This is a genomic window from Microcoleus sp. MON1_C1 (genome assembly GCF_036701945.1).
Classification (GTDB): domain Bacteria; phylum Cyanobacteriota; class Cyanobacteriia; order Cyanobacteriales; family Microcoleaceae; genus Microcoleus.
The window spans coordinates 1-23,362 of the sequence record NZ_JAUBRO010000075.1 but is presented as its reverse complement, the minus strand read 5'-3'; the positions used below and the strand labels follow the sequence as shown (position 1 = coordinate 23,362).

Annotated in this window: 22 protein-coding genes; 8 read left to right on the top strand and 14 right to left on the bottom strand. The window is 45.6% G+C overall.

What is annotated here, in order from left to right:
- The 4 genes from QUA62_RS26950 to QUA62_RS26935 form a co-directional block, all read right to left on the bottom strand.
- Positions 1-2,261, bottom strand: a 2,261-nt coding sequence (locus tag QUA62_RS26950) for a hypothetical protein (protein ID WP_333407905.1), incomplete at its 3' end; no start/stop codon positions are given.
- Positions 2,262-2,583: 322 nt separating this feature from the next.
- Positions 2,584-3,759, bottom strand: coding sequence for an ATP-grasp domain-containing protein (locus QUA62_RS26945; RefSeq protein ID WP_333407904.1), 1,176 nt, complete (start codon positions 3,757-3,759; stop codon positions 2,584-2,586).
- 22 nt (positions 3,760-3,781) lie between these two features.
- Positions 3,782-4,843: a DMT family transporter gene (locus QUA62_RS26940; RefSeq protein ID WP_333407902.1), complete on the bottom strand. Its 1,062-nt coding sequence runs from the start codon at positions 4,841-4,843 to the stop codon at positions 3,782-3,784.
- Between the two features lie 142 nt (positions 4,844-4,985).
- Positions 4,986-5,486, bottom strand: a complete 501-nt coding sequence (locus tag QUA62_RS26935) for a YbgC/FadM family acyl-CoA thioesterase (RefSeq protein ID WP_190661416.1) — start codon at positions 5,484-5,486, stop codon at positions 4,986-4,988.
- A 142-nt stretch (positions 5,487-5,628) separates the two neighbouring features.
- Between QUA62_RS26935 and QUA62_RS26930 the strand changes: the two genes are divergently transcribed.
- Entirely contained in the window at positions 5,629-6,480 is an 852-nt protein-coding gene (locus tag QUA62_RS26930) for a universal stress protein (RefSeq protein ID WP_190661418.1), read from the top strand.
- A 120-nt stretch (positions 6,481-6,600) separates the two neighbouring features.
- Here the strand turns inward: QUA62_RS26930 and psbM are convergent, their stop codons facing one another.
- The 6 genes from psbM to QUA62_RS26900 all read right to left on the bottom strand — a co-directional run bounded on the left by psbM (position 6,601) and on the right by QUA62_RS26900 (position 12,163).
- Positions 6,601-6,714 (bottom strand): photosystem II reaction center protein PsbM, encoded by a 114-nt coding sequence (gene psbM, locus QUA62_RS26925; RefSeq protein WP_006631488.1) that lies wholly within the window; start codon positions 6,712-6,714, stop codon positions 6,601-6,603.
- Positions 6,715-7,006: 292 nt separating this feature from the next.
- A complete protein-coding gene (locus QUA62_RS26920; protein ID WP_006631487.1) occupies positions 7,007-7,303 on the bottom strand; it encodes a 2Fe-2S iron-sulfur cluster-binding protein in 297 nt (98 codons plus the stop codon).
- A 118-nt stretch (positions 7,304-7,421) separates the two neighbouring features.
- Positions 7,422-9,317, bottom strand: a complete 1,896-nt coding sequence (locus QUA62_RS26915) for a TolC family protein (protein ID WP_333407899.1) — start codon at positions 9,315-9,317, stop codon at positions 7,422-7,424.
- Between the two features lie 141 nt (positions 9,318-9,458).
- A complete protein-coding gene (locus QUA62_RS26910) occupies positions 9,459-10,844 on the bottom strand; it encodes a TIGR03279 family radical SAM protein (protein WP_333407897.1) in 1,386 nt (461 codons plus the stop codon).
- A 73-nt stretch (positions 10,845-10,917) separates the two neighbouring features.
- Positions 10,918-11,685, bottom strand: coding sequence for a methyltransferase domain-containing protein (locus tag QUA62_RS26905; RefSeq protein ID WP_333407895.1), 768 nt, complete (start codon positions 11,683-11,685; stop codon positions 10,918-10,920).
- A gap of 142 nt (positions 11,686-11,827) precedes the next feature.
- A complete protein-coding gene (locus QUA62_RS26900) occupies positions 11,828-12,163 on the bottom strand; it encodes a hypothetical protein (protein WP_333407894.1) in 336 nt (111 codons plus the stop codon).
- Between the two features lie 93 nt (positions 12,164-12,256).
- On the opposite strand from QUA62_RS26900, the gene QUA62_RS26895 reads away from it, so the two are divergent.
- The 3 genes from QUA62_RS26895 (at position 12,257) to QUA62_RS26885 (ending at position 14,364) form a co-directional block, all read left to right on the top strand.
- Positions 12,257-12,712: a tetratricopeptide repeat protein gene (locus tag QUA62_RS26895; protein ID WP_333407892.1), complete on the top strand. Its 456-nt coding sequence runs from the start codon at positions 12,257-12,259 to the stop codon at positions 12,710-12,712.
- Positions 12,713-12,720: 8 nt separating this feature from the next.
- Positions 12,721-12,981 (top strand): hypothetical protein, encoded by a 261-nt coding sequence (locus QUA62_RS26890; protein ID WP_333407890.1) that lies wholly within the window; start codon positions 12,721-12,723, stop codon positions 12,979-12,981.
- A gap of 180 nt (positions 12,982-13,161) precedes the next feature.
- Positions 13,162-14,364 (top strand): tetratricopeptide repeat protein, encoded by a 1,203-nt coding sequence (locus QUA62_RS26885; RefSeq protein ID WP_333407888.1) that lies wholly within the window; start codon positions 13,162-13,164, stop codon positions 14,362-14,364.
- A gap of 432 nt (positions 14,365-14,796) precedes the next feature.
- Here the strand turns inward: QUA62_RS26885 and QUA62_RS26880 are convergent, their stop codons facing one another.
- Positions 14,797-15,699 (bottom strand): undecaprenyl-diphosphate phosphatase, encoded by a 903-nt coding sequence (locus QUA62_RS26880; protein ID WP_333407886.1) that lies wholly within the window; start codon positions 15,697-15,699, stop codon positions 14,797-14,799.
- Between the two features lie 321 nt (positions 15,700-16,020).
- On the opposite strand from QUA62_RS26880, the gene QUA62_RS26875 reads away from it, so the two are divergent.
- From QUA62_RS26875 to QUA62_RS26865, 3 genes are all read left to right on the top strand, one after another.
- On the top strand, positions 16,021-16,632 hold the full coding sequence (locus QUA62_RS26875; RefSeq protein WP_190661428.1) for a thylakoid membrane photosystem I accumulation factor: 612 nt from the start codon (positions 16,021-16,023) through the stop codon (positions 16,630-16,632).
- 106 nt (positions 16,633-16,738) lie between these two features.
- Positions 16,739-17,668 carry a trypsin-like serine protease gene (locus tag QUA62_RS26870; protein WP_333407884.1) on the top strand — a complete coding sequence of 310 codons (930 nt, stop codon included), beginning with the start codon at positions 16,739-16,741 and terminating at the stop codon, positions 17,666-17,668.
- A gap of 429 nt (positions 17,669-18,097) precedes the next feature.
- Positions 18,098-19,159 carry a mannose-1-phosphate guanylyltransferase gene (locus tag QUA62_RS26865; RefSeq protein WP_333407882.1) on the top strand — a complete coding sequence of 354 codons (1,062 nt, stop codon included), beginning with the start codon at positions 18,098-18,100 and terminating at the stop codon, positions 19,157-19,159.
- A gap of 436 nt (positions 19,160-19,595) precedes the next feature.
- Here the strand turns inward: QUA62_RS26865 and QUA62_RS26860 are convergent, their stop codons facing one another.
- The 3 genes from QUA62_RS26860 to QUA62_RS26850 all read right to left on the bottom strand — a co-directional run bounded on the left by QUA62_RS26860 (position 19,596) and on the right by QUA62_RS26850 (position 21,915).
- On the bottom strand, positions 19,596-20,222 hold the full coding sequence (locus QUA62_RS26860) for a hypothetical protein (protein ID WP_333407880.1): 627 nt from the start codon (positions 20,220-20,222) through the stop codon (positions 19,596-19,598).
- A 110-nt stretch (positions 20,223-20,332) separates the two neighbouring features.
- Positions 20,333-21,067, bottom strand: a complete 735-nt coding sequence (locus QUA62_RS26855) for a cadmium resistance transporter (RefSeq protein WP_333407878.1) — start codon at positions 21,065-21,067, stop codon at positions 20,333-20,335.
- A gap of 143 nt (positions 21,068-21,210) precedes the next feature.
- Positions 21,211-21,915: a DUF1003 domain-containing protein gene (locus QUA62_RS26850; protein WP_333407876.1), complete on the bottom strand. Its 705-nt coding sequence runs from the start codon at positions 21,913-21,915 to the stop codon at positions 21,211-21,213.
- Between the two features lie 244 nt (positions 21,916-22,159).
- Here QUA62_RS26850 and QUA62_RS26845 point away from each other — a divergent pair, with 244 nt between their 5' ends.
- The gene (locus tag QUA62_RS26845; RefSeq protein ID WP_333407874.1) at positions 22,160-22,363 is read left to right on the top strand and encodes a hypothetical protein; all 204 of its coding nucleotides are present in this window, start codon (positions 22,160-22,162) and stop codon (positions 22,361-22,363) included.
- Positions 22,364-23,362: the final 999 nt, after the last annotated feature.

Below are 23,362 nucleotides of genomic sequence, written 5' to 3'. Positions count from 1 at the left end.
TCTAACTGTTGTTCTAACTCGGAGATTTGAGATTGAAGTTGATTTTGATTCTGGTTTGCTGTCTCGGTTTGAGTTTGCAATTCCGAGATTTGAGAATAAAGTTGCGAACGTTCTGTGTTAGCTGTTTCTAGCTGAGATTCCAATTCAGAGCGATTTTGAACCACACTTTCTAACTGATGCTCTAACTCGGAGATTTGAGATTGAAGTTGATTTTGATTCTGATTGGCTGTCTCGATTTGAGCTGGGAATTCCGAGAGTTGAGAATAAAGTTGCGAGCGTTCTGTGTTAGCAGTTTCTAGCTGAGCTTCTAATTCAGAGCGAGTTTGACGCACAGTTTCTAACTGTTGTTCTAACTCGGAGATTTGAGAGTGAAGTTGATTTTGATTCTGGTTTGCTGTCTCGGTTTGAGTTTGCAATTCCGAGATTTGAGAATAAAGTTGCGAACGTTCTGTGTTAGCTGTTTCTAGCTGAGATTCCAATTCAAAGCGATTTTGAAGCACACTTTCTAACTGATGCTCTAACTCAGAGATTTGAGATTGAAGTTGAGTTTGATTCTGATTGGCTGTCTCGATTTGAGCTGGGAATTCCGAGAGTTGAGAATAAAGTTGCGAGCGTTCTGTGTTAGCAGTTTCTAGCTGAGCTTCTAATTCCGAGCGAGTTTGACGCACAGTTTCTAACTGATTTTCTAACTCCGATACTTGAGATTGAAGTTGAGCTTGATTCTGATTGGCTGTCTCGATTTGACTTGGCAATTGCGAGAGTTGAGAATAAAGGTGCGATCGTTCTGTGTTAGCACTTTCTAGCTGAATTTCTAATTCAGAGCGAGTTTGATACACACTATTTAGGTGATTTTCTAACTCGGATACTTGAGATTGAAGTTGAGCTTGATTCTGATTGGCTGTCTCGATTTGACTTTGCAATTGTGAGATTTGAGAGGTGAGCTGAGATTCCAATTCAGAGCGACTTTGACGCACACTCTCTAACTGATGTTCTAACTCGGAGATTTGAGATTGAAGTTGATTTTGATTCTGGTTTGCTGTCTCGGTTTGAGTTTGGAATTCCGAGATTTGAGAAGTGAGCTGAGCTTCCAATTCCGAGCGACTTTGACCCACACTTTGTAACTGTTGTTCTAACTCGGAGATTTGAGATTGAAGTTGATTTTGGTTCTGGTTTGCTGTCTCGGCTTGACTTTGAATTTCCGAGAGTAAAGAATAAAGGTGCGAGCCTTCTGTGTTAGCAGTTTCTAATTGAGCTTGCAGTTCTGATAACTGAGACTGGAGTTGCGAGTTATCTCCCTCCTTGCGATGTATCTGAGACTCCAGTTCTGACAACTCAGCCAGCAGTCTCTCTCGCTCTAAAACAACCATTTCGGATTGAAGTTGTAGTTCATGAAGTTGAGAGCTTAACTGCATTTTATCCAGATTAGCAGCTTCTAACTGTGTTTGCAGTTCTAATAATTCAAGTGGAGGTTGCTGTGCTTGTTCGCGAGCGGTTTGCAATTGAGAGTTGAGTATTTCGCGTTCTTGCTCTGCACTCTCCAATTGAGCTTGTAGCTCTGACAATTCCGAAGTAAATTGCGATCGCTCTGCTTCGACTAATTGCAGTTGAGTTTGCAAACCCGACAGTTGAGACTGAAGTTGCTGCCGCTCTTCAATGGAGCGATCGAACTTAATTTGAATTTCTGACAACTGGTACTGTACCTGCAATCTGCTTTGAGTAGCAGTTTCCAACTGAGTCTCAAATTCAGACAGCAGAGCCTGAAATTGAGAACGTTCTGCATCAACCCTCTCTAATTCTGCTTGCCTTTCCAGCAATTGAGCGTTAAGCTGCGATCGCTCCTGCTCCCCAACTTCTAACTGATATTTAAGTTCTGCCACTTCTGCTAACTGCGACTCAGCTTGCTTAGCATTTTCTAGCTGAAACTGCAAATCAGCAATCAGAGAATCAATTTGCGATCGATCTTCGGCAATTCCTGCCAAAAATCCTTCCATTTCCGACACTTGATTTTTTAAAATATCTTGCTCGCGAGTCACACCCTCAAACCGACTTTGCAACTGGGACAATTCAGAATTTAACTTATTTTCATTCTGAACCTTTTGCCGCAATTCCGAATTTCGGGCATCCAACTGAGCCGCCAAATTCGATATAGCCTCCTGCGAACCCTGCATCCGCACCAAATTGCGTGAATTTCGCTTATGCAAAATTAGCCCGCAGACTAATGCCCCGCCTCCAAATCCTATCAATAAAAGTAATGCTTGCATTTTTTTTTCTAATTAATATAAAGTTAGTTTTTTTGCCCCTGACCAAAAAATGGACATCCACAAATCGCTATCTTAGATCGTTTCCGGTTGCATCGGAATAATAAAATCGACTCAACAGTTAACAATCAACCATGCAGTTTTGCGACCCGCCCGTCAACAGTCAACAGTCAACAGTCAACAATTCCGGAGGAGTGCAACCGGAATTGATATTACTCAAAACTATCACAACTTGCCAGCCTGTGTTCACTTGGCCCAACAATTTATATTTCTTTACAAATCCCTTTTGTTTACAGGTAAGGTGCAGCGCACCCTGCAAGTCCGATTAATGAAGCAAATCCACAATATGAGGAATAATTTCCATATGCTGAGTCAGCAAATAATCCAACCTATCCGCGAGTAAACTAAAAATTAAATCGTTATAACTCATTCCGTATTCCGCCAAACCTAAAGCTACCAAACTCGTCACATTTTCCCCAGGGTGTTTCAGATCCGGTTTGGGATTTGCTTCCAAAACATAAAGTGAGCCATTCGCATCACTCCTGACATCTATCCGCACCAAACTGTTCAAACTAAACTCCCAATAAATTTTTCGAGCTAACTCAATTAACTCTTGTTTTAGTTCAGGTTCCTCGGCGCCCATTAACCGTCCTCGGTCGGCCGTTATCGCCTTTTTATCCATAGAAGTAAAGATGCGTTCGTCAGGCTCCAGCACCCGCTCTACAGTCGAAAAAGCAAAGGGTTTTGTACTTTTATCAAATCTGCCTTTAGCATAAGTAACATAGCCGCAGACCGCTACACAAAATTCTCGTCCAGGCAAATACTTTTCAATTAAAGCAGTATTGTGAGTGTCTCGGTGAACTTCCGCAACCGCCTGAGACAAACTCTCAATCTTATCTACAAAATGAACGTGCAGCGAAGCGCGACCGGATACAGGTTTAACAACAAACGGCCCTTGATAGTCACCAAAAGCAATGGCAAAACGCTGATGCAAATTAGGCTCCAAAATTCCTTGAGAAGGATGCCAAGTCATAAACGGAGCGGTTTTAATCCCAACTGATTGCAGTTCCCGTTTAAAAGCGTGTTTATTATCTAACGTTGAACTGTTTAAAGGATTGTGACCGACATAAGGCATTCCCAACATTTCCAACAATGCGGGAGTGTGACAAACAGGATTGTAGCCCTGGACTCCACCAGTATTAAGCCACACTAAATGAATATTTTTTTGTTGGAGTTGTTCCGGCAAGTTCATGTCGTCAGGTAGGACAAAGACTTGCTTAAAGCCAATTTCTGCTAATGCTTTAGCAATCTCGCGGGCGACGACTTCGTAACTCTTCCAAGCGCGGGGATTGTGAGTTTTGTAAATCACTGCTCCGGGGCGATCGCAGTCGCCGCCGAACACCACAGCAATCCGCAATTTAGCAAATAGTACCTCCAAATATTGAGGCAGCAAATTAAAGTCATAATGCCAGCGATTCCGGTTAATTGATGGGGGAATCATTTAAGTATTTTTCCTTTTTGTTTCATTTTTTAGCGACCGAACCGCTAGATTTACCCAAATATATTCCAGCCAAAACCACAGAGAAAGCAAACCAATTAAACAAGCTCAAACTTTCCGAAAACAGCACCCAAGCCATAATCGCCGTAATTACGGGTTCTAGCAGCAGGAAAAAAGCTACAAATTCCGAGGACAAACGACCTAGACTGTGGATAAGCAGTCCTTGACCGAAAGCTTGGCAAATCACCGCCAAAGCAATTACAGTCAGCCATCCCTGCCAAGAAGAAGGGAAAACTCGATCGCCCGCAAGCAAAACCAGTGGCAAAACCAATATACTCCCAATGAAACATCGCCATATCAATATAGTTGTTGCCGGAAACTTGGTTCGCAAATGTTCTGAAATGAGCAGATTTCCTGCATAAAACATCGCCGATAAAAGAGCAGCAAGGTCGCCGACAAGAGTATCTCCCGCCGTTTGCAAATCTTCCATGCCGATCGCAATTGCGCCACACAAAGCCACCGCCAGTCCCACCAAAAACCTGTTGTCAAAGCGCCGCCCCAACAGCAGCCATCCCCCCAAAGTAGTAAATAAAGGAGTTAAGTTTCGCAGTACAGTAGAATTAGCGACATTAGTCTGACTCAGTGACCAGGCCCAGAAAACCACAGAAGCAGAAGAAACCACGCCTACCGCTGTTAACAGCATCACATCCTGCAGAGTGTAGTTCGATCGCTCTTCAACTTGTGCCCCAGACATTCGGCGACGCGCAGCACCCGCACCATTCCACACTCCAAATACTACAGTTGCTATCCACAAACGGTTAAAAACAGTAGCATTCGGGCTGATTTCCCGTTCGCTCAACCTAATAAAAATCGCAGCCAGCGACACCGCTAGCAGCGCCGCCGACAGCGATGCGATCGCCCAAATTTTGCCTTGACTGTCAGCTAATTCACCGTTTTTTAAACTGTCTGGCTTTCCTGAAACAAGAGTTTTGTCTTCAGTTGTTAAGGTAGAGTTTAACTCGGTTTTTTCCAAAATATTGCGCTGAAGTTCAATATTTGGATCTGGCAATCCTAGTTTTTTTGACATTATTAAAAGTTCCAATGAAGGCAGAAAGCAGTTGTGTAGAGTGCGTGACAAAACAATACTTTGCAGGCGAAGGGAATAACTCAAAAGTCACGCACTCTACTTACTATGGCTGCAAAAACTATTTTTTATAGTTAACAGCAGCTTAGGCTGAAGGTTTGACAGAAAGCCTTGTCAAAGCCTCCTTTAGCGCCGGTGGCAATTGCCGGATAATCTTGTTCTTGTCGCGATCGACACCAACCAAAGTTACCTGTGCTGTCACATATAACTCCTGAGTATCAGCCGATCGAATTTGGTAATCCCAAAGCAGCCGCACACCCTCGGTAGCAGCGATCCGCGTTCTGACTGCCACAGATTGACCCATTTGTACAGCCCGGTGGTAGCGCAGCGAAAGTTCCACCACGGGCAATTCCAAACCCTGCGCCACCCAGTCTGCATACTCGATGCCAAGAGAGCGCAAACTTTCCACCCTAGCTTCCTCCATCCAAGCCAGATAAGTCCCGTGCCAAACCACACCGCTGTAGTCAGTATGGTGAGGGTACACTCGCACCAAATATTCAAACCAGCCCTCAGAGTCGATCCCGCGCCGATTTTGAATAGCACCAGCCGGTGCGAGTTCTGGTTGAGTTCGATCGTTTTCTAACACGTTACAAATTGTTCCAAAACGCTACATTTCTACAAATCATAAAGCAAACTTCAGGCTTATGCTTGACATTAAGCCACTAGAGTACCAACGCCCTAGTTAGAGCGTCGCACAAGAAAACTCAACTATTTTTACCGCCCAAACCATGATAGAAAAAATTTTAGTAGCCGTCGCCGGTCGCGGCTTGTGCGAAGAGATGTTTAATATGTTGATGGACATCCCTTCCTTGCAAAAAGCCTCTGTCACCGTCTTGCACGTCGTGCCGCCGCAAGTAACATCCGAGGGCATGGCAGCCAAGTTGGAAGAAGGAGGCAAGATCTTAGCACAAGCAGTCCAGTCTTTGAAAATAGATCCCAGCAAAGTCAATCCCCGGCTCAAACAGGGTGATCCGAAAACAACAGTTTGCCAAGTCGCAGAAGAAGAACAATCCGACTTAGTAATTATGGGTTCCCGGGGACTCGGACGGCTGCAATCGATTTTGGAAAACTCAGTCAGCCAGTACGTTTTCCAGCTAACATCCCGACCGATGCTGTTAGTAAAAGACGACATCTACGTCAAAAAAATCAAGCGCGTCATGGTGGCAGTAGACAAATCAGAAGCTGCCAAACAGTCATTGCAGCTTGCGCTATCTTTGGTCAAAGAAGTCAGTGGCGGAGAGATAATTTTAGTACACGTCACTAAAGATTTGACGGGAAAAGCCAGCGAAGATTTAACAGCTAGTGCTGAAAAAGACCCCGTATTAGCTCCGGCAGTAGCACTAGCGAAACAAATGGGAGTTAGCTACCGCTGCGTGAGTGCTACAGGCAAGCCTGGGGAAGAAATTTGTCGGATTGCAGACGACATGAATGCCGACTTGTTGGTGCTCGGTTCCCCGGATCGGCGGCCCAACGTTGCCAAAAACTTTGTGGATATCGATCGACTGCTGGGAAATTCGCTATCAGACTATGTGCGAGTTTATGCCAACTGTCCCGTCTTGCTAGCCCGCACAGTCGGCTAGAATCTCATCGTTAAGAGCGAGCAGCTAACACTCAACAGTTAACAAAAAAAGCGCCTCAGCAAAAAGCTGTTGGCGCTTTTTTTTGCAAGCAGCAAAGCCAGACAGAAATAGCAGCAGTTGCTAATCTTTTCTGCTTTGACGGCTAGCCGTTTGAATGTACAGAATGATTAGAAAAACGCTGGGAACCAATACAAACAGAATGGTTGCCACAAACCCTAAATCGTTAACTTCCATGAAGACGCTCGCCTCTATCGGAAAATAGGAAAATACACACAACTAGGATATCACTCAAAGGCGAAAGGCAAACTCGAAGATAGAAGGAGGACTGGCAGACAAGCGTCGAAACCCGGTTTCTGTCTGGATGCCTGGCAGCCCAACCTTTTATTCCTAGAAACCGCGTTTCTTTTCCTAGGTCGGCAAAAGGAATGATTATACAGTTAAATAGGAAAAAAAAACAAAATTCTTGGATTCTGAATTTTTCTTTCCTTCTGCATAAAAGCATCTCTAGCCTTCTGCCTTCTGAGAGTCACGGTTTAGTCTTCACGCTGACCTGGCCATTGACCATAGCTTGACAAGCCAACCGATAGTTTTCGGGCTTTTTCTTGAGCTTGCGGTTTTCAAAGTCAGTGCGCGGCGACAGATTTTCACTTCCCTCGACAATTTCCACAATGCAGGTGCCACATTGACCTATGCCCCCGCAATTCATGAGCTTTCCCGAAAATGTGTACAAGTCGATGCGATTTTCTAGAGCTTTGAGCCTCAAATTGGCCCCGTCTGCTGCGATGACTTCCTGATTTTCCTTCACAAACTTGATATTGGCCATTGCCGATTTCCTAACGCAGTTGACATGGAACTCTATTACAAAATATTAACGAATGTGTCAGACCTTTAATACAGGATGTCCAATTGTTCTGGTAATTAAAGCTCGCCCCAACTCAATTTCAAGGAGCATCCGAGAGGTTATTCGTGGGAAGATTGCTCACAGCCCGCTGAAGAGACGAAAGCCCCAGGTTGTAGGTGACAATTGCCGACAATCGGTTTCTCTCAGCCCTAGTCAAATCAGTTTCCGCCTGAATCACATCCGTCTGAGTACCCACACCAGCTTGAAACCGCAGTCTCGCCAAACGCAAAGCTTCCCTTGACTGCAAAACCCCCGCCTCAGAAGTTTCGATATTCTCAAAACTCGACTCTAAGCCAAAATAAGCTTGTTCCACTTCGCGGCGAACCTGGTTGCGGAGTTGGTCGAATCGACTTTCGGCGATCGTAATATCAGCATCCCGCTGTCTCACCCTGGCGTTCGCCGCGCCTCCATCGAAGATACTCCAAGTCAGACTCGCCCGGATCGAATAACCATCGGCCCAGCCGCGAGCAGCAAACGGGTCCGGGTCGTCAGGGTCTTGCCCCAGCACGTTGTAACTACCCCCAACACTCAGTTGAGGCAAACGCCCCGCCTGAATCGATCGCCTCTGCTGCTTGCTGATATCCCTCTGCACCAACTGCTGTTCCAACTCGGGGCGATTCCTAAAAGCCTGCACGATACTCTCTTCCAAAGACAGCCTCCAAGAGCCGGCTTGCTCTACCGGATCAGCCGCTGTCAAGTTCGTTGACTGGCTGATATTCAAAATCTCAGCCAGACGCCGCTGGGCAACTCGCTGATCGCGGCGGGCTACTGACAGTTGTTGCACTTCGTTAGCCAAATTTGCCTGAGCCTGCAACACAGCAAACCGGGTTCCCACCCCTGCCCGTTCCAAGGCTTCGGCATCCCGCAAACTTTGCTGGGCATTTCTGACCGAAGCTTGGCGGATGGCAACTTGTCCGTCCGCGTTTTGCAAGTTGTAGTAAGCCTCAGCAGTGTCGAAGCGCAGTTCCTCGGCTTGGCGTTCCACATCCAGTTCCCGAAGGCGCACCTGTTCCTCTGCCGCGCGGATGTTAGCCCGCCGCCTTCCGAACAAATCGATGTCATAGTTCAACTGCAAAGTGCTGTTGAGACTGTTGCTGCCGAAATTTGTGCCGGCTTGGGGGGCGGGCTGCCCGGTTCCGTTAGCCCGAGAGTTTAACTGGCGCTGCAATCGCCGGACTCCGAGTTCTCCGCCAGCAGTCATTGAACGGCTGGCGTCCATTTGAAAATTCAGGTCTGGATAAAGAGCAGCTTGCTGTTCGCGCAAAGCTGCTCTGCTTTGTTCCACTTGCTGTCCGGCGATTTGCAAAACTTGGCTGTTGCGGCGGGCGAGGTCGATCGCCTGCTGCAAGGTAATTGACTCTGTTTGCTCGATCCTGACATCCTCGGGGTTTGTCGGAAACAGCAGCGGATTCGGGTTGGGTTCCAGGGAAGCCGGAGGATTGGTGTTTAAGAGGCCCCTCGGAGGGAGAGGGGGGAAACTTTCGTTCGGAGTGCCCCGGAGAATGGGTACCGGGGAACTCGGCACAGGAAGATTGTTTGGAGGGTTCGGGGAAGGCTGCTGAGCGTCTTTCGGTTCCAACCCTCTTAGAGGTGTTGAACCGCCCTGAGACAGAGTTGATGGGGAAGCCGGAGCAGCCTGTTGAGGCTTTGATGCTTGCTCGGGCCCGGTTGGGGTAGTTGATGCGATCTTGGCTCCCCCTGGCTGCTGAGACTTGGAGGTTTGAGGGTTAAGGGCGATCGACTGTTCCGTCTCTGATGCTGATTCTGCCGCTGTGTTCGAGGTCGATCGAACATTCTGCCCTAATTCGAGCTGATTGCTAAGGGCGGAACTGTCCTGAGGTTGAGCAGGAGTCTGTGCTGAAGCACTCTGTGCGGCGTTGCCCAAAGTAATTGCAGCGCCCACTCCGACTACGATGATTTGACGAAAAACACGCATAATTTTTTAATTACTCTGCAATCCTAAAGACAATTTTAGAGCAAGATTGAGGTCTCAAGTTTCTAGTCTGTAGCCTGAACTCGACGGTTACAAGTCACAATTACCCTACTCATCTTAACTTTTGAATGTTCGATTCAAAATTTAGAATTTAACTTCAGCATTTGCCAGACCGATCGCCGCCGATATTAGTTCCTCTACTCCGCTCACCGGCAAAATCCGGGTTTTCAGCGAGCTGGCGAGCTGTTCGAGGGTCATGTCGTCTAGAAAACGCGGTTCCCCCTGTTTTAGCATCACCGACGGCAGCAGGATACCATCTCCCAAGTCTCGCCCCTGCAAAGCTTCCAGCAAATCTTGCCCGGTGAGCAAACCCGTAACAGTGATAGTTTGTCCCCAGTAGTGGCTGCACAGTGCTGCCATGTTGACCGACAAGCCGGGAATTTGGTTTAGTTGTTGTACGATCGGCTCAAAAGCTTTTTCGACAGCATTGCCCACCACCCAAACTAACTTGCGCTCTGGCTCGACTTGCATCGGTTGCAGCTTCTCAAAAGCCGTTTCAAACTGCTCGATAAACTGGCGAATCGAACCGACACCGTTACCAATTTGCGGATAATCTTCGTAATCGGCAGCCGACGGCAAATCTAAACCAGCTATTAAAAACCACTCGTCCGCCAGCCAAATGCACCGCGATTTTGAATTCGGCTTTTTCGCCCTTTGGCCACCTTTTCCTTTACTCAAAAGCACTTGAATTTTCTGCACTTGCTCGATTACTTCTCGCGCTTTTTCCGCAGTTACTGCAATTAGTTCATCTTCGGCTGGGCGAAAGCGAGTTAAACCTACTGGCACGACAGCCACCGATGCTACAGCCGGGATATTTCCCGTATGAAATTTTGCCAAATCTAACAATGTGCGTTCTAAATGTTCGCCGTCATTAATACCGGGACAAACAACTACTTGAGCGTGAATTTGCAAGCGGCGTTCTTGAAACCATTTGATTTGTTCGAGAATCTTCCCAGCGCGGAGATTTTTTAACAGCCTAATTCGCACTTCCGGTTCGGTAGCGTGCACGGAAACATAGAGAGGAGAAAGCCGCATTTGTTCGATTCTGTCCCACTCTTTTTGAGTCAAATTTGTCAGAGTGAGATAGCTCCCGTAAAGGAAGCTGAGGCGGTAGTCATCATCCTTAAGATACAGAGTTTCCCGCTTGCCCGGAGGCTGTTGGTCGATAAAGCAAAAAGGGCAGCGGTTGTTGCACTGAATTAGTCCGTCAAAAAGAGCCGTTTCAAATTCCACTCCCAAGTCTTCGTCATAATCTTTTTCTATTTCTAACTTGTGGGTTTTGCCTTTAGTGTCTAATACTTCTAATTCTAGAAATTCCTCGGCGCACAGGAATTGATAGTCAATTAAATCGCGGGGTTTTTGACCGTTGACGGCGACGATTGAGTCTCCGGGTTCAAATCCCATTTCGGCGCAGATGCTGTCGGGGATAACTTTGGTGATTAAGGCTGGTCGGATTGATAACTCGCTCATATTTATTAGTGATTGCCCATTAGTTATTTGTTATTATTGGGACTCTGTTACACTTGTTTTGAGTTGATAAAACTTAGGCTATTTTATCGCCAACGATGACAGCGATTGGAACCGCATAATGAATTTCCTCGCCTCGAAAATGCGCGCCAATTCCGAGACTATCAACACCAATATCCTCTCTAAAGATTTCTCTGATTTTCTGGTCATCGCCGGGGTTGGGAAAAGAAGCAGCTAACTGTTGTTCTAGCCCAAGTTCTACCTTGTAAAAAGCCAATTTAACATTTTGAAGATTGGCATCTGCGACTAATTTTGGAAACTCTTCCAGAGTCAAGGCGCGAGTATGAGAGGGATCGCGCAACTTCTCAATCCGGTCATAAGCATTCACTTTATCCGCTGGCAAAGCAACATCAGCAATGAGGATTCGACCACCTGGACGACATACGCGAACCATCTCTGATAGAACAACATCTGGCTGCAAAAAATGATGGAAAGCGTAACGACTCAGAACAAGAGAAAAAGTAGCATCGGGAAATGGTAGTGTTTCAATATCTCCTTGTTGCCAGGACAGATTAATCAAGTTTTTCTGTTGCGCCAGAATCTGGGCTTGTTCGAGCATCGCTGGTGTGATATCAATGCCAGTAACGTGACTGGCAACTTCCGCAAAAGCACAACTAACAATACCTGAACCGCAAGCAACATCTAGAACAGTGTCTTTGTCAGATACACTCGCCATTTCTCTCAGCAGGTACAGAGACTCTTGATTGGTGTGAGCGTACAATTTAGAGAAGGGAATTGCCTGACGAGTGAACTGGTCGATGATGGATTCCTGATGTGCGTTCATAGTTTAGGATGTGGCTAGCGGAGAATGTTTACAGTTTAACTTGTCTAGGCTGAATTTGGCGATCGGGCGATCGCTTCTGCCAGTCTAGGCGAGTGAATTGTCTTTAACAGAATTGACTTGTCTGGTTGCTAAACATACAGCATTATATTTTTTCCACAAACAGTCCTGCAATCCGCACCTCAAAAGTTATTCCAGGTAGCTGAGGCTGCCATCCAATTTGCACCGCTTGGCGTATCCATTGTGCTGTATCAGAGGGTGTTACTGGTTTCACTTCGTTAGTTGGAGTCAAACCTTGAGGATGAGGTCGATCGGTGAGGATAACTAACACCGAACCTGGTTTTTCAGCGTGTTCAATAGCAATATGAAGATTGCCGCAATCGTAGTATGCTTGTGTATAAGTAGCTTGTCTTCGGATTAGCCAGATGAAAGGCTCCCCATCTACGATTATTTTTCTGGTTCCTTTTTTCGGTATTGACATAGTTTGCTAAGGTCGATCGCCTTTAGAATCAGGGTTAGTTCTGGGTTTTGAATTTATTTGAGCTGTAACAGAATAAAGCAAAAATCTTTATTTATGAAATTCAAAATCTTGACGGGACTCCTGACAGGGTTAGTTATGTCGGCTACCACAACAGCGCTTTTTTGTCAAGCCAGCCGTGCGGGAAATAATAACTTTTTTTGGGGTACTCTTCCATATATTAGCACTGGGATTCTGAACGCAGAACCAGTTTTTAATGAGAGGATTCTGATTGATACGAGTGTGAGATTGTTGGCATCAGCTCAAGTGGATGTAGGGGTCAAGGTTTGGAGTGCGTCTGTGCCCACACATCCCAAAGCTGAGGATTTCTTTATTCAGGGTAACGATAAGTATGAAAAAGGAGATTATCAAGGTAGTCTAGCGGCTTACAGCCAAGCAATTGTGCTTAATCCTAATTATGTTGAAGCCTACAACCGCCGGGGAATTGCCCGCCGTGCTTTAGGAGACAATAAGGGTTCACTCGCCGATTACAACGCAGCGAGTGCGAATTAATCCGTCAGATGCTCTCGCCTAGTACGATCGCGGAATTGCCCGCGTTAGGTTATGAGAATTTCAGGGTGCGATCGCCAATTACAGCGAACTTTTACGAATTATTCCTAACGAAAGCCACAGGCTACCAGAACCGGGGATTTGCCCGCCTTGATTCTGGAGACAAGTCCGGGGCGATTCAAGACTTTCAGAAAGCAGCAGATTTATATCAGCAGCAAGGAGATAAAGATAGCTACGAAAAAGCGATTAACATTCTGAGGAGACTTCAATAAACTGCCGCCTTACTAATCGCTAATGCCCGATTAACATCTGACAAATCCTCTGTCCTTCCATCTGAGCGAAGTTTGTACGAGGAACCTAGCTTTGAAGTTCCTCCCAGTCGATCGCTTGTAATTAGTGTAGAAAGGCGAGTATGTTTAATTTCAAAGCTATTTTATTCGCCGGTAAAATCAATGAAAAATTTTAACAAACGGACGATCGCGTTGATTGGTGCAGTTGCAATAAGTGCGATCGCACAACCAACCGCAGTTTTCGCTATATCTGTTCAGGTTCCGAGTGCGTCTGTGGTGGCTGCGACGAAAGCTGAGGATTTCTTGATTCAGGGAGAGGAAAAATATGATAAAGGAGATTATCAAGGCGCTATAGCCGCTTACACTCAAGCAATTGTGCTTAATCCTAATTATGCCGAAGCCTACAACGGCCGAGGAAATGCCCGCTATCGTTTAGGAGACTATAAGGGTGCTGTAGCGGATTTCAACGAAGCTTTGCGAATTAATCCTAATTCTGCCGAAGCCTACACCAACCGGGGGAATGCCCGCGATGACTCAGGAGACAGCCAGGGTGCACTCGCCGATTACAACGCAGCTTTGCGAATTAATCCGTCAGATGCTATTGTCTACTACAACCGGGGAGTTACCCGCTCTCGTTTGGGAGACAACAAGGGTGCTGTAGCCGATTACACCGAAGCTTTGCGAATTAATCCTAACTATGCCTCTGCATACAACAACCGGGGACTTGACCGCTCTGATTTAGGAGACAATCAAGGTGCTGTAGCGGATTTCAACGAAGCATTGCGAATTAATCCTAACCATCCCGGTGCCTACTTAAACCGGGGGATTACCCGCTATCGTTTAGGAGACAACAAGGGTGCTGTAGCCGATTACAGCGAAGCTTTACGTATTAATCCTAACTTTGCTCTTGCTTACTACCACCGGGGGAATATCCGTTATTTTTCAGGAGACAACCAGGGTGCTGTAGCCGATTACAACGAAGCTGTGCGAATCAATCCTAACTTTGCCGAAGCCTACACCCACCGGGGGAATGCTCGCGATGATTTAGGAGACAGCCAGGGTGCACTCGCCGATTACGATCGAGCTTTGCAAATTAATCCTAACTTTGCCAGTGCCTACTTAAACCGGGGCGTTACCCGCTTTCGTTTAGGAGACAACAAGGCTGCTGTAGCCGATTACAATGCAGCTTTGCGAATCGATCCTAACTTAGCCGGCGCCTACTTGAGCCGGGGAATTGCCCGCGCTGAAGGGGGAGACAAGCCCGGGGCGATCCAAGACTTTCAGAAAGCAGCAGACTTATTTCAGCAGCAAGGTGATAAAGATAACTATCAAAAAGCCATTAACAATTTGAGAAAACTTCAATAAACTGCCAAAAATCCCGAAAGGTCGATCGCACTACTAAGCGCTAAAAAATAGAATAATGAGAACCCAAACTTCTTTTTTAAGAAGTCTGAGTTATAATTAAACATTATCATAATCAGATAACTTACTTGTTTTTCTAATTTTTATTAGTTACTATAGGGCGGGCAAATGACTTATGTAAATCCAAGAAGAGTCCTAAGATAAAATTAAATAAAAGACGGAGATAAATCGTTAGCCTTCATCCTTCTTAAAAACACGCACATTTTATCTCAAATTTTCCTATCTACATGGATTTTTAACTATCAAAAAATTCGTTAATTGTGAGTTTTTTTCTTTTGCATTACAAAAAAATAGATTGTAATTTGGCGTTCCAGTTATTAATTAGACCGAGATCAGAGCGACATAAGTCGCTCCTACTGCTATCGAATTTCTATTTTATATATTTCGCAGTGCCCCCCCTGCGATCGCCGTTAAAATGGCCACGCCAAAAGCCAGCCGGTACCACACAAACACCCAGGTGTTTTGAGTTTGCAGGAACTTGAGCAGCCACGCGATCGACAAATAGGAAAACACAAATGCCGAAATTGTCCCCACTATCAAAGCTGCAACTCCAGCATCGCTGATTCCTTCTCCCAAAGCACCCTTCAATTCTACTAATCCAGCCAGAGTAATTGCCGGAATTCCCAATAAAAAAGAAAATCGCGCGGCGGCGGATCTTTCCAATCCCATGAACAATCCTGCTGTGAGAGTGGAACCCGATCGCGAACACCCCGGAATCAAGGCTATTGCTTGAGCTAATCCCATAAAAATGCCGTCTGAAACAGTTAACTTTTCATAAGTGCGATTGCGCTTGCCAATTTTTTCTGCTGTTGCTAACAGTAGCGACATGACGATCGAAGCAATGGCGATGCTAGTCAAACTTCTCAGCGGCGAGCGATCGAAATCTGGAACCAATGCCTTGATTAGCAGCCCAAAAAAGAGTATGGGTATTGTTCCCAAAACAATTCCCAGGGCTATTTGAAACTCTTGCGATTTGTAGTCGCGTTGCATCACGGCATCTACAGCACCCAAAGTTATAGTTGTCAAGTCTTTCCAGAAATACCAAAGCACTGCCACAATGCTGCCCAACTGAATTACAGCAGTATAAGCAACCCCCGGATCGCCCCATCCTAGGGCGATCGGCACTACCTTTAAATGAGCGGTGCTGCTGATGGGCAAAAACTCGGTTAATCCTTGTACAATTCCTAAAATAATCGCTTGCAACAGATTGATTTGAGCGGGCCCGGAAACATCAGCAGCGGGCGTTTGGGCCAGGATTGTGTCAAGCAAAGCTATCATTAGTTATTAGTTCCCAGTTGTCAGTTTCTAGTTATCAGTTGAATTTAACATCTTGCAACCTTCTCAGAAGCTAGAAGCCCAGCCCGCAACAAATAAATTTCATTGTGGCGCAGATACTTCCAGCCCGTTCCTGAAAAACCGATGGCAAATAGTGTTTTTGGATCGGTAGAATCACCGTGTCGATCGCTACAACAAGCAAATTATCATAGTCTATCCGAAACTACGTTAACCTACTCAGGAACATTTGCATACAGTTGCTGATAAACTTAGGAAAGTTTTTGCATCTGATTTCGCTTTCCTTACAGCCACTGCCAACAACCTATGATATTTCCTGAGAACAAAAATTCAATTGTTACTCCTGCTTCTGGCCTGGGCTTGCTGAAGCGAATCTTGTCAGCCAGTCTTTTAACCGTCGCGATCGCACTTAGCTTGATACTGCTAAGCGGTACGGCGCCAGCTTTGGCAACTCTCACAGACGATCGCTTCGACGGTACAATATTTTCCCTCTACGCCGGCAACGGTTCCCTAGTTCCTCCTAAAGCCAAGCTTGCAGATTCTTTCAAACGCCATAAACCCGTATTGTTAGTGTTTTACACTGACGACAGCAGCGACTCCAAGCAATATGCGATCGTCGTGTCTCAACTCCAGGAATTTTACGGCCGGGCAGCCGATTTTATGCCGATAACAGTTGACTCTTTGCCTCCCCAACCGTCACCGGAACTCACCGAACCGAGCCATTATTACGAAGGTTTCGTACCTCAAACTCTCATCCTCGACCAATCGGGAAAAGTAGTTTTTAATGAGAAAGGACAAATACCCTTTGAACAGGTAGATGATGCTTTTCGGAAAGTATTTGATTTGCTGCCCCGTGAAAAATCAATCCCGCTCAAACGCCGCGTGGTGAACGAACTTAATGTCGAATTATCGAAGTAAAATGTTGCAATAAGTAAGCTAATTTCAACAAACGAAATACTCGCGAGACCCGACTTATTGAAAAAGTCAGGTCTCGATTAGCTCTCCAACCAATTCACTCTCAAAAATGAAGTCAGGAATCAAAATATTATTAATCGCGGTTGTGACGGTATTTTTAGTTTTAGAAACTGCCGAAGTTGGGCGATCGATAATTAGCGCTTTTCCTGACAGCAGTTCCCGCAAACCTTTAGCTTTAAATCAATATACAGGCGTCGCCTATCTCGATTCCGTTTCCTGTACTGGTTCGCTGCTAACGGGAGGGTTGTACGTTCTCACGGCGGCCCACTGTCTGAACGAAGGGGGAGTTAAGGTTCCTGCTGAAACGGCAATTAAAGCAATTTTTAAATTGCCTAGCGGTGAAGTTAGCATCCCCGTTAGCAAATATTATATCCATCCGGGCTGGAGTGGTTACGAATCCGAAGTTGGCAACGATATTGCTATTTTAAAGCTAAAAAGGGTGGCGCCGCCAAGGATCGAACAGTACGAGATAAATAGAAACAAAAATGAAGTGGGGAAAGTATTGACAAAAGTTGGATACGGGTATATCGGTTTAGGTGCAAAGGGACAAGAGGAAAATTCTAATTCTGAGGCGAAAAGATATAGCGGACAGAATCGCTATGATGCTTTAATTGATGTTTTGAAAGATGCTACAGAATCAGATATGTCGGAATTGGTTTTGGGAAGTCAATTAATCTTTGATTTTGACGCGGGAACTAGCGAACACGATGCTTTGGGGAGGCATTTTCCGAGGTTGCGTGATCGCGGTTTGGGCAAAAATGAGATAGCTACCGCTAGCGGAGATTCCGGCGGGCCTTCGTTTGTTGACGGGAAGATTGCGGGGATTAGTTCTTGGGGTTATAGCGATCGAGGATTTTTCAAAACAAACATCAGCGATATTGATAAAATTGACGATAATGGCAGTTTTGGGGAAATTTCCGGCGATACGCGGGTATCATTTTATGCAAGTTGGATCGATCGAGTGACAAAAAATCCCTGATAGGGTTTTGGGTTAATTGCGGCTGACTTTTGAGGATATTCAGAGGAATAGGCATCAAAATCAAAGAAGGCGGGTTTTTTGCTGTTTGTGCGGGTTCGGAAGTATGCTCGCAAAAAAACCCGGTTTCTGAGTGCGATCGTTGATCTTCCCATCCCGCTTCTGTTTCAAGCCCTAGATAGGGATTTAGGTATTTTCCGGCAAGTCAGGGCGATCGCTTCTTCAGGTCTGAAACCTGTCCGGAAATGGGCATCAAACCCTTACAGAAATTGGATTACAGCCGACAAAATTAACCCCTCAAATTTTACACCCAGCAACAGACGCAATTTTCCCAAAAATATAGGTCGCCCCCAAAACCCGCAGACAGCCACAATTCTCTCCATAATTATAAGCTGTCGAGCAAAATAGATCAGAACCCTTAAACTTCAAACCATGACCAAAACCTTAATTCCCGTAATACTCGCCGGCGGTAAAGGCGAACGCTTCTGGCCTCTCAGCCGCAAGCAGCGCCCCAAGCAGTTTTTGAGTCTCGACGGTAGCGGCAAGAGTTTGCTGCAAGCTACAGCAGAAAGACTATTAACATTAGGTAACGGCTGGGACGATTTGTGGGTGGTAACGTCGGAAATGTTGGCTGCGGGAGTCCGGGAACAGTTGCCGCTGTTACCCCCTGAGAATTTGCTGGCGGAACCCGAGGGCCGGGATACTGCGCCGGCGGTGGCCTGGACTGCTATAGAAACTGCCAAGCGTTACGGCGAGGATGCGGTAGTGGGTTTTTTCCCGGCGGATCACTGGATTGGGGAACCCGAGGAGTTTGTCAAGACTTTGGAGGCGGCGGCCGAGTTGGCGAGAAATCAGGATGCGATCGCCACTTTGGGAGTAAAACCGAGTTATGCTTCCACCGGCTACGGCTACATCGAACAAGGCGAGGAAATTGGCAGTTTTGCCGGTTTTCCCGCCTATCGGGTGGCGAGATTTACCGAAAAGCCCGATCGCACAACTGCTGAGGAATTTGTAGCCAGCGGCAAGTTTAGTTGGAACGGCGGAATTTTTGTCTTTCGAGTTGGAACTGTCTTGACAGAATTGCGAAATCATGTACCGGAAATGATGGCAGCTTTGGAAGCAAAAGGCGCGCAGGCTTACTCGGAATTACCTAAAATAAGCATCGATTACGCCCTGATGGAGAAGACGCAAAAAGCCTGTGTTCTGCCCGTAGGCTTTAGCTGGGACGATTTGGGTGATTGGAATGCGATCGGCCGTTTGCTGCAAGGAGACAAGCCGAATGTCGAGTTAGCAAAACACGTCGGAATTGACACCAAAGGCGGCATCTTTTATGCAGCCGATGAGAATGAGGTGATTGTCACCATTGGTTTAGAGGATGTGGTAGTTGTCAGAGATGGCAACGTAACTTTGATTGTGAAAAAGGACAGGACGCAGGAGATTAAACAGGTAATTAAGGTGTTGGGAGAAGATGAGAAATTGAAAGATTTGTTGTGATGTAAGTACGGCACAGATTGGGCAGGCGAATCCAGAAAGAATTAATCAGCCTTGATCCCGACTTTCGTTTCTTAATCTGTGTCGTACTTTACTCTTCTACTTTTGTTGTTCGCACTTCCACTGAAGCCATTTTTGTAGCAGATTCCTAATTAAAGCAACTGCTTCTGAGGGTGACATAGGTTCTTTTGGTGGAGCATTCTTATCGACACCATCCCGTGCATCATCACCAATTGCGCTTTGACTATTAGCAGTATGCGTGAATTGGCTAATCTTATCTTTAGTCCACTGTTCAATCTTTTTTTTACCAGCATCTTCTGGCTTTTTTCCGAGCTAAAAAGGAGAGACAATCGCCCATGGTGGCATTGCCTCTCCTCTATTCTGCCTGGGACTTTATTTTTTCCCAAGTCCCCAACTATTAACCGTTCCTCAAGAAGGATTAATCAATCAGTTCCGGCGTAGGAACTTGTGCATTAATCTGAGCCTGAGAAAACGAGGGCAAGGCCCAAGTTGTCTCACCCGCTTTAAAAACTTTAGCAGGGGCAACATTCAATTGAATACCACCCGTTGCTGCATTCGTTGTAGCAACTAGCTGCGTACCATCTACAACCTTAATAGCAACCGGTTCAGTCAAAGAAAGTGGCTGAGTCGCCGGGCCTAAAGTAGCTTGAGCCCCTGCTGGCAAGTAAATACCATCGCAATCCCAATCATCATCTGTAATCTCACCCGCTGCCAGGAAATAAAGTTGCGTCGGCGATTTTTTCGGCTTATTCGCATAAACTGCCAGCGTTTGCCCGGTTTGATTGCGGCACTGAGCCCGCTTTCTAGCAGTTTCGATCACGTACTTCTGCATTTGCAATTCGGCCAACCGCTGTTGGTACTGTTCAGGCGTATAACCCGCAGTCGAAGGATCGCTCTGAGCTGACAAAAGTTGAGTCAATTCCTGTGTTACTTCCGCATAGTCAGCCCCCTTTGTGAAATCCTTGCCAGCCCAAGAAGGCTGAGCTACAGCTAAGTTTACGAAAATCACTAAAGCCACCAGAATTACTTTGAAAAACTTGCTCATTTTTGTTGTCCTTTGTGTAAGAAATCAGAGTTTGTTCTTAGAAAACCCCTCCACTTTGCTGAAGTTATAAATTATTTTTCAACTTCAGCAAAGTGGAGGAAACTTGAACCCTAGTTTACCTCAAATTTTTCGACTTGAGGTGCAGTCTCTAACGATTGATAACTGTCTTTAAGCAATGTCAGCAGCCACAAGCAACTGATAGCTAAAGTAACTACCATTAAACCGCGATCCTCTAGAGTATGGCTATCGAGCAGGATCAGCGTACCCAGACCCATTAGAACGAAGGGAACAAGGGAATTACCGTAGCGGACAAGTAGGGTCGCGATCGCGCTCATGCGAGTTAGTTGATAGGCCACATAACACCAGACACCCACTAGCAAGAAAAAGACGCTCAGAATCACTAGCAGGCTATCCCAAGTGCAGTTGGCAAACAAAGGGACATAAATCCCCACATTATCACCTCCATTAGCAAATGTCACCGCAGCTACGCTATAAGTTTGTGGGGATAAAAGACTAGCAAAGATAGCGGAGGGAGGCGAATCTGTAGCTGTATTTTCATCCTCAGCCTCTGTATCTCGATTTAGCAGGCGGCTGACTCCAATGGCAATTGGCACTAACCCCAACATCCCCACCCAAGGGCGCGGCACCATCATACAGCCAAAGAAGCTAGGAAGACTAAGCAGCACCAGTGCTGCGAACCCAAGATATTGTCCTGTAACAATGTGTTGCCGTCTAAAAACAGCATTGACTTGGGAGAAAAACAGCAGCAAGATGACAATATCATCTAAATTTGTGGCTGCGAAAGCTGTAATACCTGTGGAAATAGCGGTAAGGAAGGGGTTCATATCTAACTGCCTAGATTGTGATGGGAGTAGGCCTGCAATAGTGCCGGAGATTAATTGATTTATAGGTTTTTTTTAGGTTAGAACTGTTACTTAACAGATTGGCGAGACTGACGCTCTCATTCACTGGTTAGTAACGTCGCTTGTCACAGCTTGAAATAGCTTAACGCGGATACCGAATGTGTAGAGGGCTTTTGAGTTGGAAGTGAAATTGGCATCACTTCTGCATATTTTGATGAGTAAAAGTTCGATTTAAATACTTGGGGAAGTAGTATGGGAACCTCAGCCTTCTGCTTCTGAGCGGAAGCAGACGGCTTAGCTGCTTCATTAACTTCGGTAATTGCCTTAACGGGGGCTGGCATCACCATCTCTTTGATGGGACTGACAGACTGCTGTTGCTGATTGAGCTTTTCCATTAAGTCAGGAATGTGGTGGCTTAATCGATCGAGCTTTTCGTGCAGTAGTACCACATCGTTAGCGGCTTTGAGATTAACTTGATGATTGTAGAGATTTTGTTCGCGTTCGGCATCCGACTGGCGGTTTTGACTCATTAACACAATCGGTGCAGTGTAAGCAGAGGCAAAGGAGAATACTAAGTTTAGCAGGATGAAGGGCTGCTGATCCCAGTGAGGAATGCCCGGTGTCAGGTTGGCGCCCACCCACCCGGCGAGGACTACTGTCTGTCCAATCAAAAAGGGCCACGATCCCACTTTCGCTGCTAGGGTATCTGCTAAATGCTGTCCGCGAGTTAAGGCTTTTTCCTCTGGTTTTTGAGGCGTAGCCTGTAAAGGCTTTTGATGGCTGGCGGTTTTCATTTTTGCGTTAACGCTGTTGGAGAGAGTGGATTTCATGGCAAACCTCACGGGTGAATGTCTAGTTGAAGCTGACTGGTTAATGTTCGCTGGCGTTTTTCTTTGATGCCTTTACTTTAGTCAAACTCCACTCATAAGAGCAAATGTTCTTTTTTATCAAATCAATCACTTCAATTTATAGAGTTCTTGGAAATAGTAAAGCCAAAGTCAAGATGGGTATTTTATCCAGAGGCGGCAAAGCTAGAAGTTTAGAACCAATCCCAGCAGATGACCGTGATACTCAGTGGCAGACAATTCTCGTTTGCCTGACTCGGTCAACTCGCCTGCAAATATGACGTGGAAGAAACTCAAACCAATTGTACATTTGCTAGAAACCACCTATGAAAAGGGGATTAAGGCTCCATCTCAGGAACTAGAACACTACCTCCGGTTCTGGCATCGCTCCGAAATCCTGCCTCAAGGGGATATCACAATTGTTTCCACTTGATTGGGATTTTATTTAATCGCCCGTCCCTTTCTGGTAAAAATACTTTAGGCTGTGTCTCAATCAACTTATTCCAGTCTGCGGAATCGACATGGAGCAACATCTTTTCAATATATTTTACAACTAAGGGATGCCAAAAAAATTTTCCCTTCTGTATACAATTCGGTGCCACTTCGATTTCTTTTAACTCTAAGTAGCAAAGGATTTCACCTACCTAAGCTAAAAACAAAGAAGAAAGATATTGATCGGCAAGCTGTATCTGATTATCAAATGATGTAAGAGTGTAATCTTTGTAAATCGCTTGAGCTGTGTTCAACCCCGAAACAGCCGGGATTCAAACGCTCTGCGGTTATCATAATTTTTCCTTGTAAAGGCATTTTGTGCAGATTTGAGATTCGCACGGAAATCAGCGTAAAAACTCAGGTCTATTTTACGCTCAATTCGCTTCAAGCGTTGTTCAATTTCTTCTAACCGCTGTAGTACGACAATAAATGCTGTATATGAGACAGTTAAAGTGAGGATACTGGCAACTGAACCACACTGAGATATAGCAATCCTTGCAGGAGTCGTAAATTTTTTACCCCACCCCAACCCTCCCCGAACCCGCTGGCTCGGGAGTAAGAAATTCACAAATGATGCGAGGATGGCTATAGTAGGGTTGATACTGGAGAAAGATTAGAGTTTACTTTACCCAACATAGCAACTATTTCAGGCGGCTGCTTCTGTGCATCCCGAATCACACCGCAAACTCGTAGATACTTCCCACTATTCTAAACCTTGATTACTCGACTCAGGAATAGTAAATGTTACATCAACTGCACTCATCTTTTTGACCTTTCCTAAATCTGAATATTTACTTTACTTATATAATTAAATTTATTGACGTAAAAATTTTAAGTATAAAAATATTATGTGTGCTTTAAATGTATAGCAATCCTATATGAATTGTGAAAAGGCATCAAATCTTTTCAAGTTAGGAAAATTGAAAAGATTATATTTAGC

Bases quoted from the DNA above. Each gene is read 5' to 3' on its own strand.
- QUA62_RS26880 (WP_333407886.1), bottom strand. From the start codon at position 15,699: ATGATAGCTTTGCTTGACACAATCCTGGCCCAAACGCCCGCTGCTGAT.
- psbM (WP_006631488.1), bottom strand. From the start codon at position 6,714: ATGGAAGTTAACGATTTAGGGTTTGTGGCAACCATTCTGTTTGTATTG.
- QUA62_RS26850 (WP_333407876.1), bottom strand. From the start codon at position 21,915: ATGAAATCCACTCTCTCCAACAGCGTTAACGCAAAAATGAAAACCGCC.
- QUA62_RS26870 (WP_333407884.1), top strand. From the start codon at position 16,739: ATGAAGTCAGGAATCAAAATATTATTAATCGCGGTTGTGACGGTATTT.
- QUA62_RS26945 (WP_333407904.1), bottom strand. From the start codon at position 3,759: ATGATTCCCCCATCAATTAACCGGAATCGCTGGCATTATGACTTTAAT.
- QUA62_RS26900 (WP_333407894.1), bottom strand. From the start codon at position 12,163: ATGTCAATACCGAAAAAAGGAACCAGAAAAATAATCGTAGATGGGGAG.
- QUA62_RS26905 (WP_333407895.1), bottom strand. From the start codon at position 11,685: ATGAACGCACATCAGGAATCCATCATCGACCAGTTCACTCGTCAGGCA.
- QUA62_RS26915 (WP_333407899.1), bottom strand. From the start codon at position 9,317: ATGCGTGTTTTTCGTCAAATCATCGTAGTCGGAGTGGGCGCTGCAATT.
- QUA62_RS26875 (WP_190661428.1), top strand. From the start codon at position 16,021: ATGATATTTCCTGAGAACAAAAATTCAATTGTTACTCCTGCTTCTGGC.
- QUA62_RS26930 (WP_190661418.1), top strand. From the start codon at position 5,629: ATGATAGAAAAAATTTTAGTAGCCGTCGCCGGTCGCGGCTTGTGCGAA.
- QUA62_RS26885 (WP_333407888.1), top strand. From the start codon at position 13,162: ATGAAAAATTTTAACAAACGGACGATCGCGTTGATTGGTGCAGTTGCA.
- QUA62_RS26890 (WP_333407890.1), top strand. From the start codon at position 12,721: ATGCTCTCGCCTAGTACGATCGCGGAATTGCCCGCGTTAGGTTATGAG.
- QUA62_RS26860 (WP_333407880.1), bottom strand. From the start codon at position 20,222: ATGAGCAAGTTTTTCAAAGTAATTCTGGTGGCTTTAGTGATTTTCGTA.
- QUA62_RS26895 (WP_333407892.1), top strand. From the start codon at position 12,257: ATGAAATTCAAAATCTTGACGGGACTCCTGACAGGGTTAGTTATGTCG.
- QUA62_RS26910 (WP_333407897.1), bottom strand. From the start codon at position 10,844: ATGAGCGAGTTATCAATCCGACCAGCCTTAATCACCAAAGTTATCCCC.
- QUA62_RS26855 (WP_333407878.1), bottom strand. From the start codon at position 21,067: ATGAACCCCTTCCTTACCGCTATTTCCACAGGTATTACAGCTTTCGCA.
- QUA62_RS26940 (WP_333407902.1), bottom strand. From the start codon at position 4,843: ATGTCAAAAAAACTAGGATTGCCAGATCCAAATATTGAACTTCAGCGC.
- QUA62_RS26920 (WP_006631487.1), bottom strand. From the start codon at position 7,303: ATGGCCAATATCAAGTTTGTGAAGGAAAATCAGGAAGTCATCGCAGCA.
- QUA62_RS26865 (WP_333407882.1), top strand. From the start codon at position 18,098: ATGACCAAAACCTTAATTCCCGTAATACTCGCCGGCGGTAAAGGCGAA.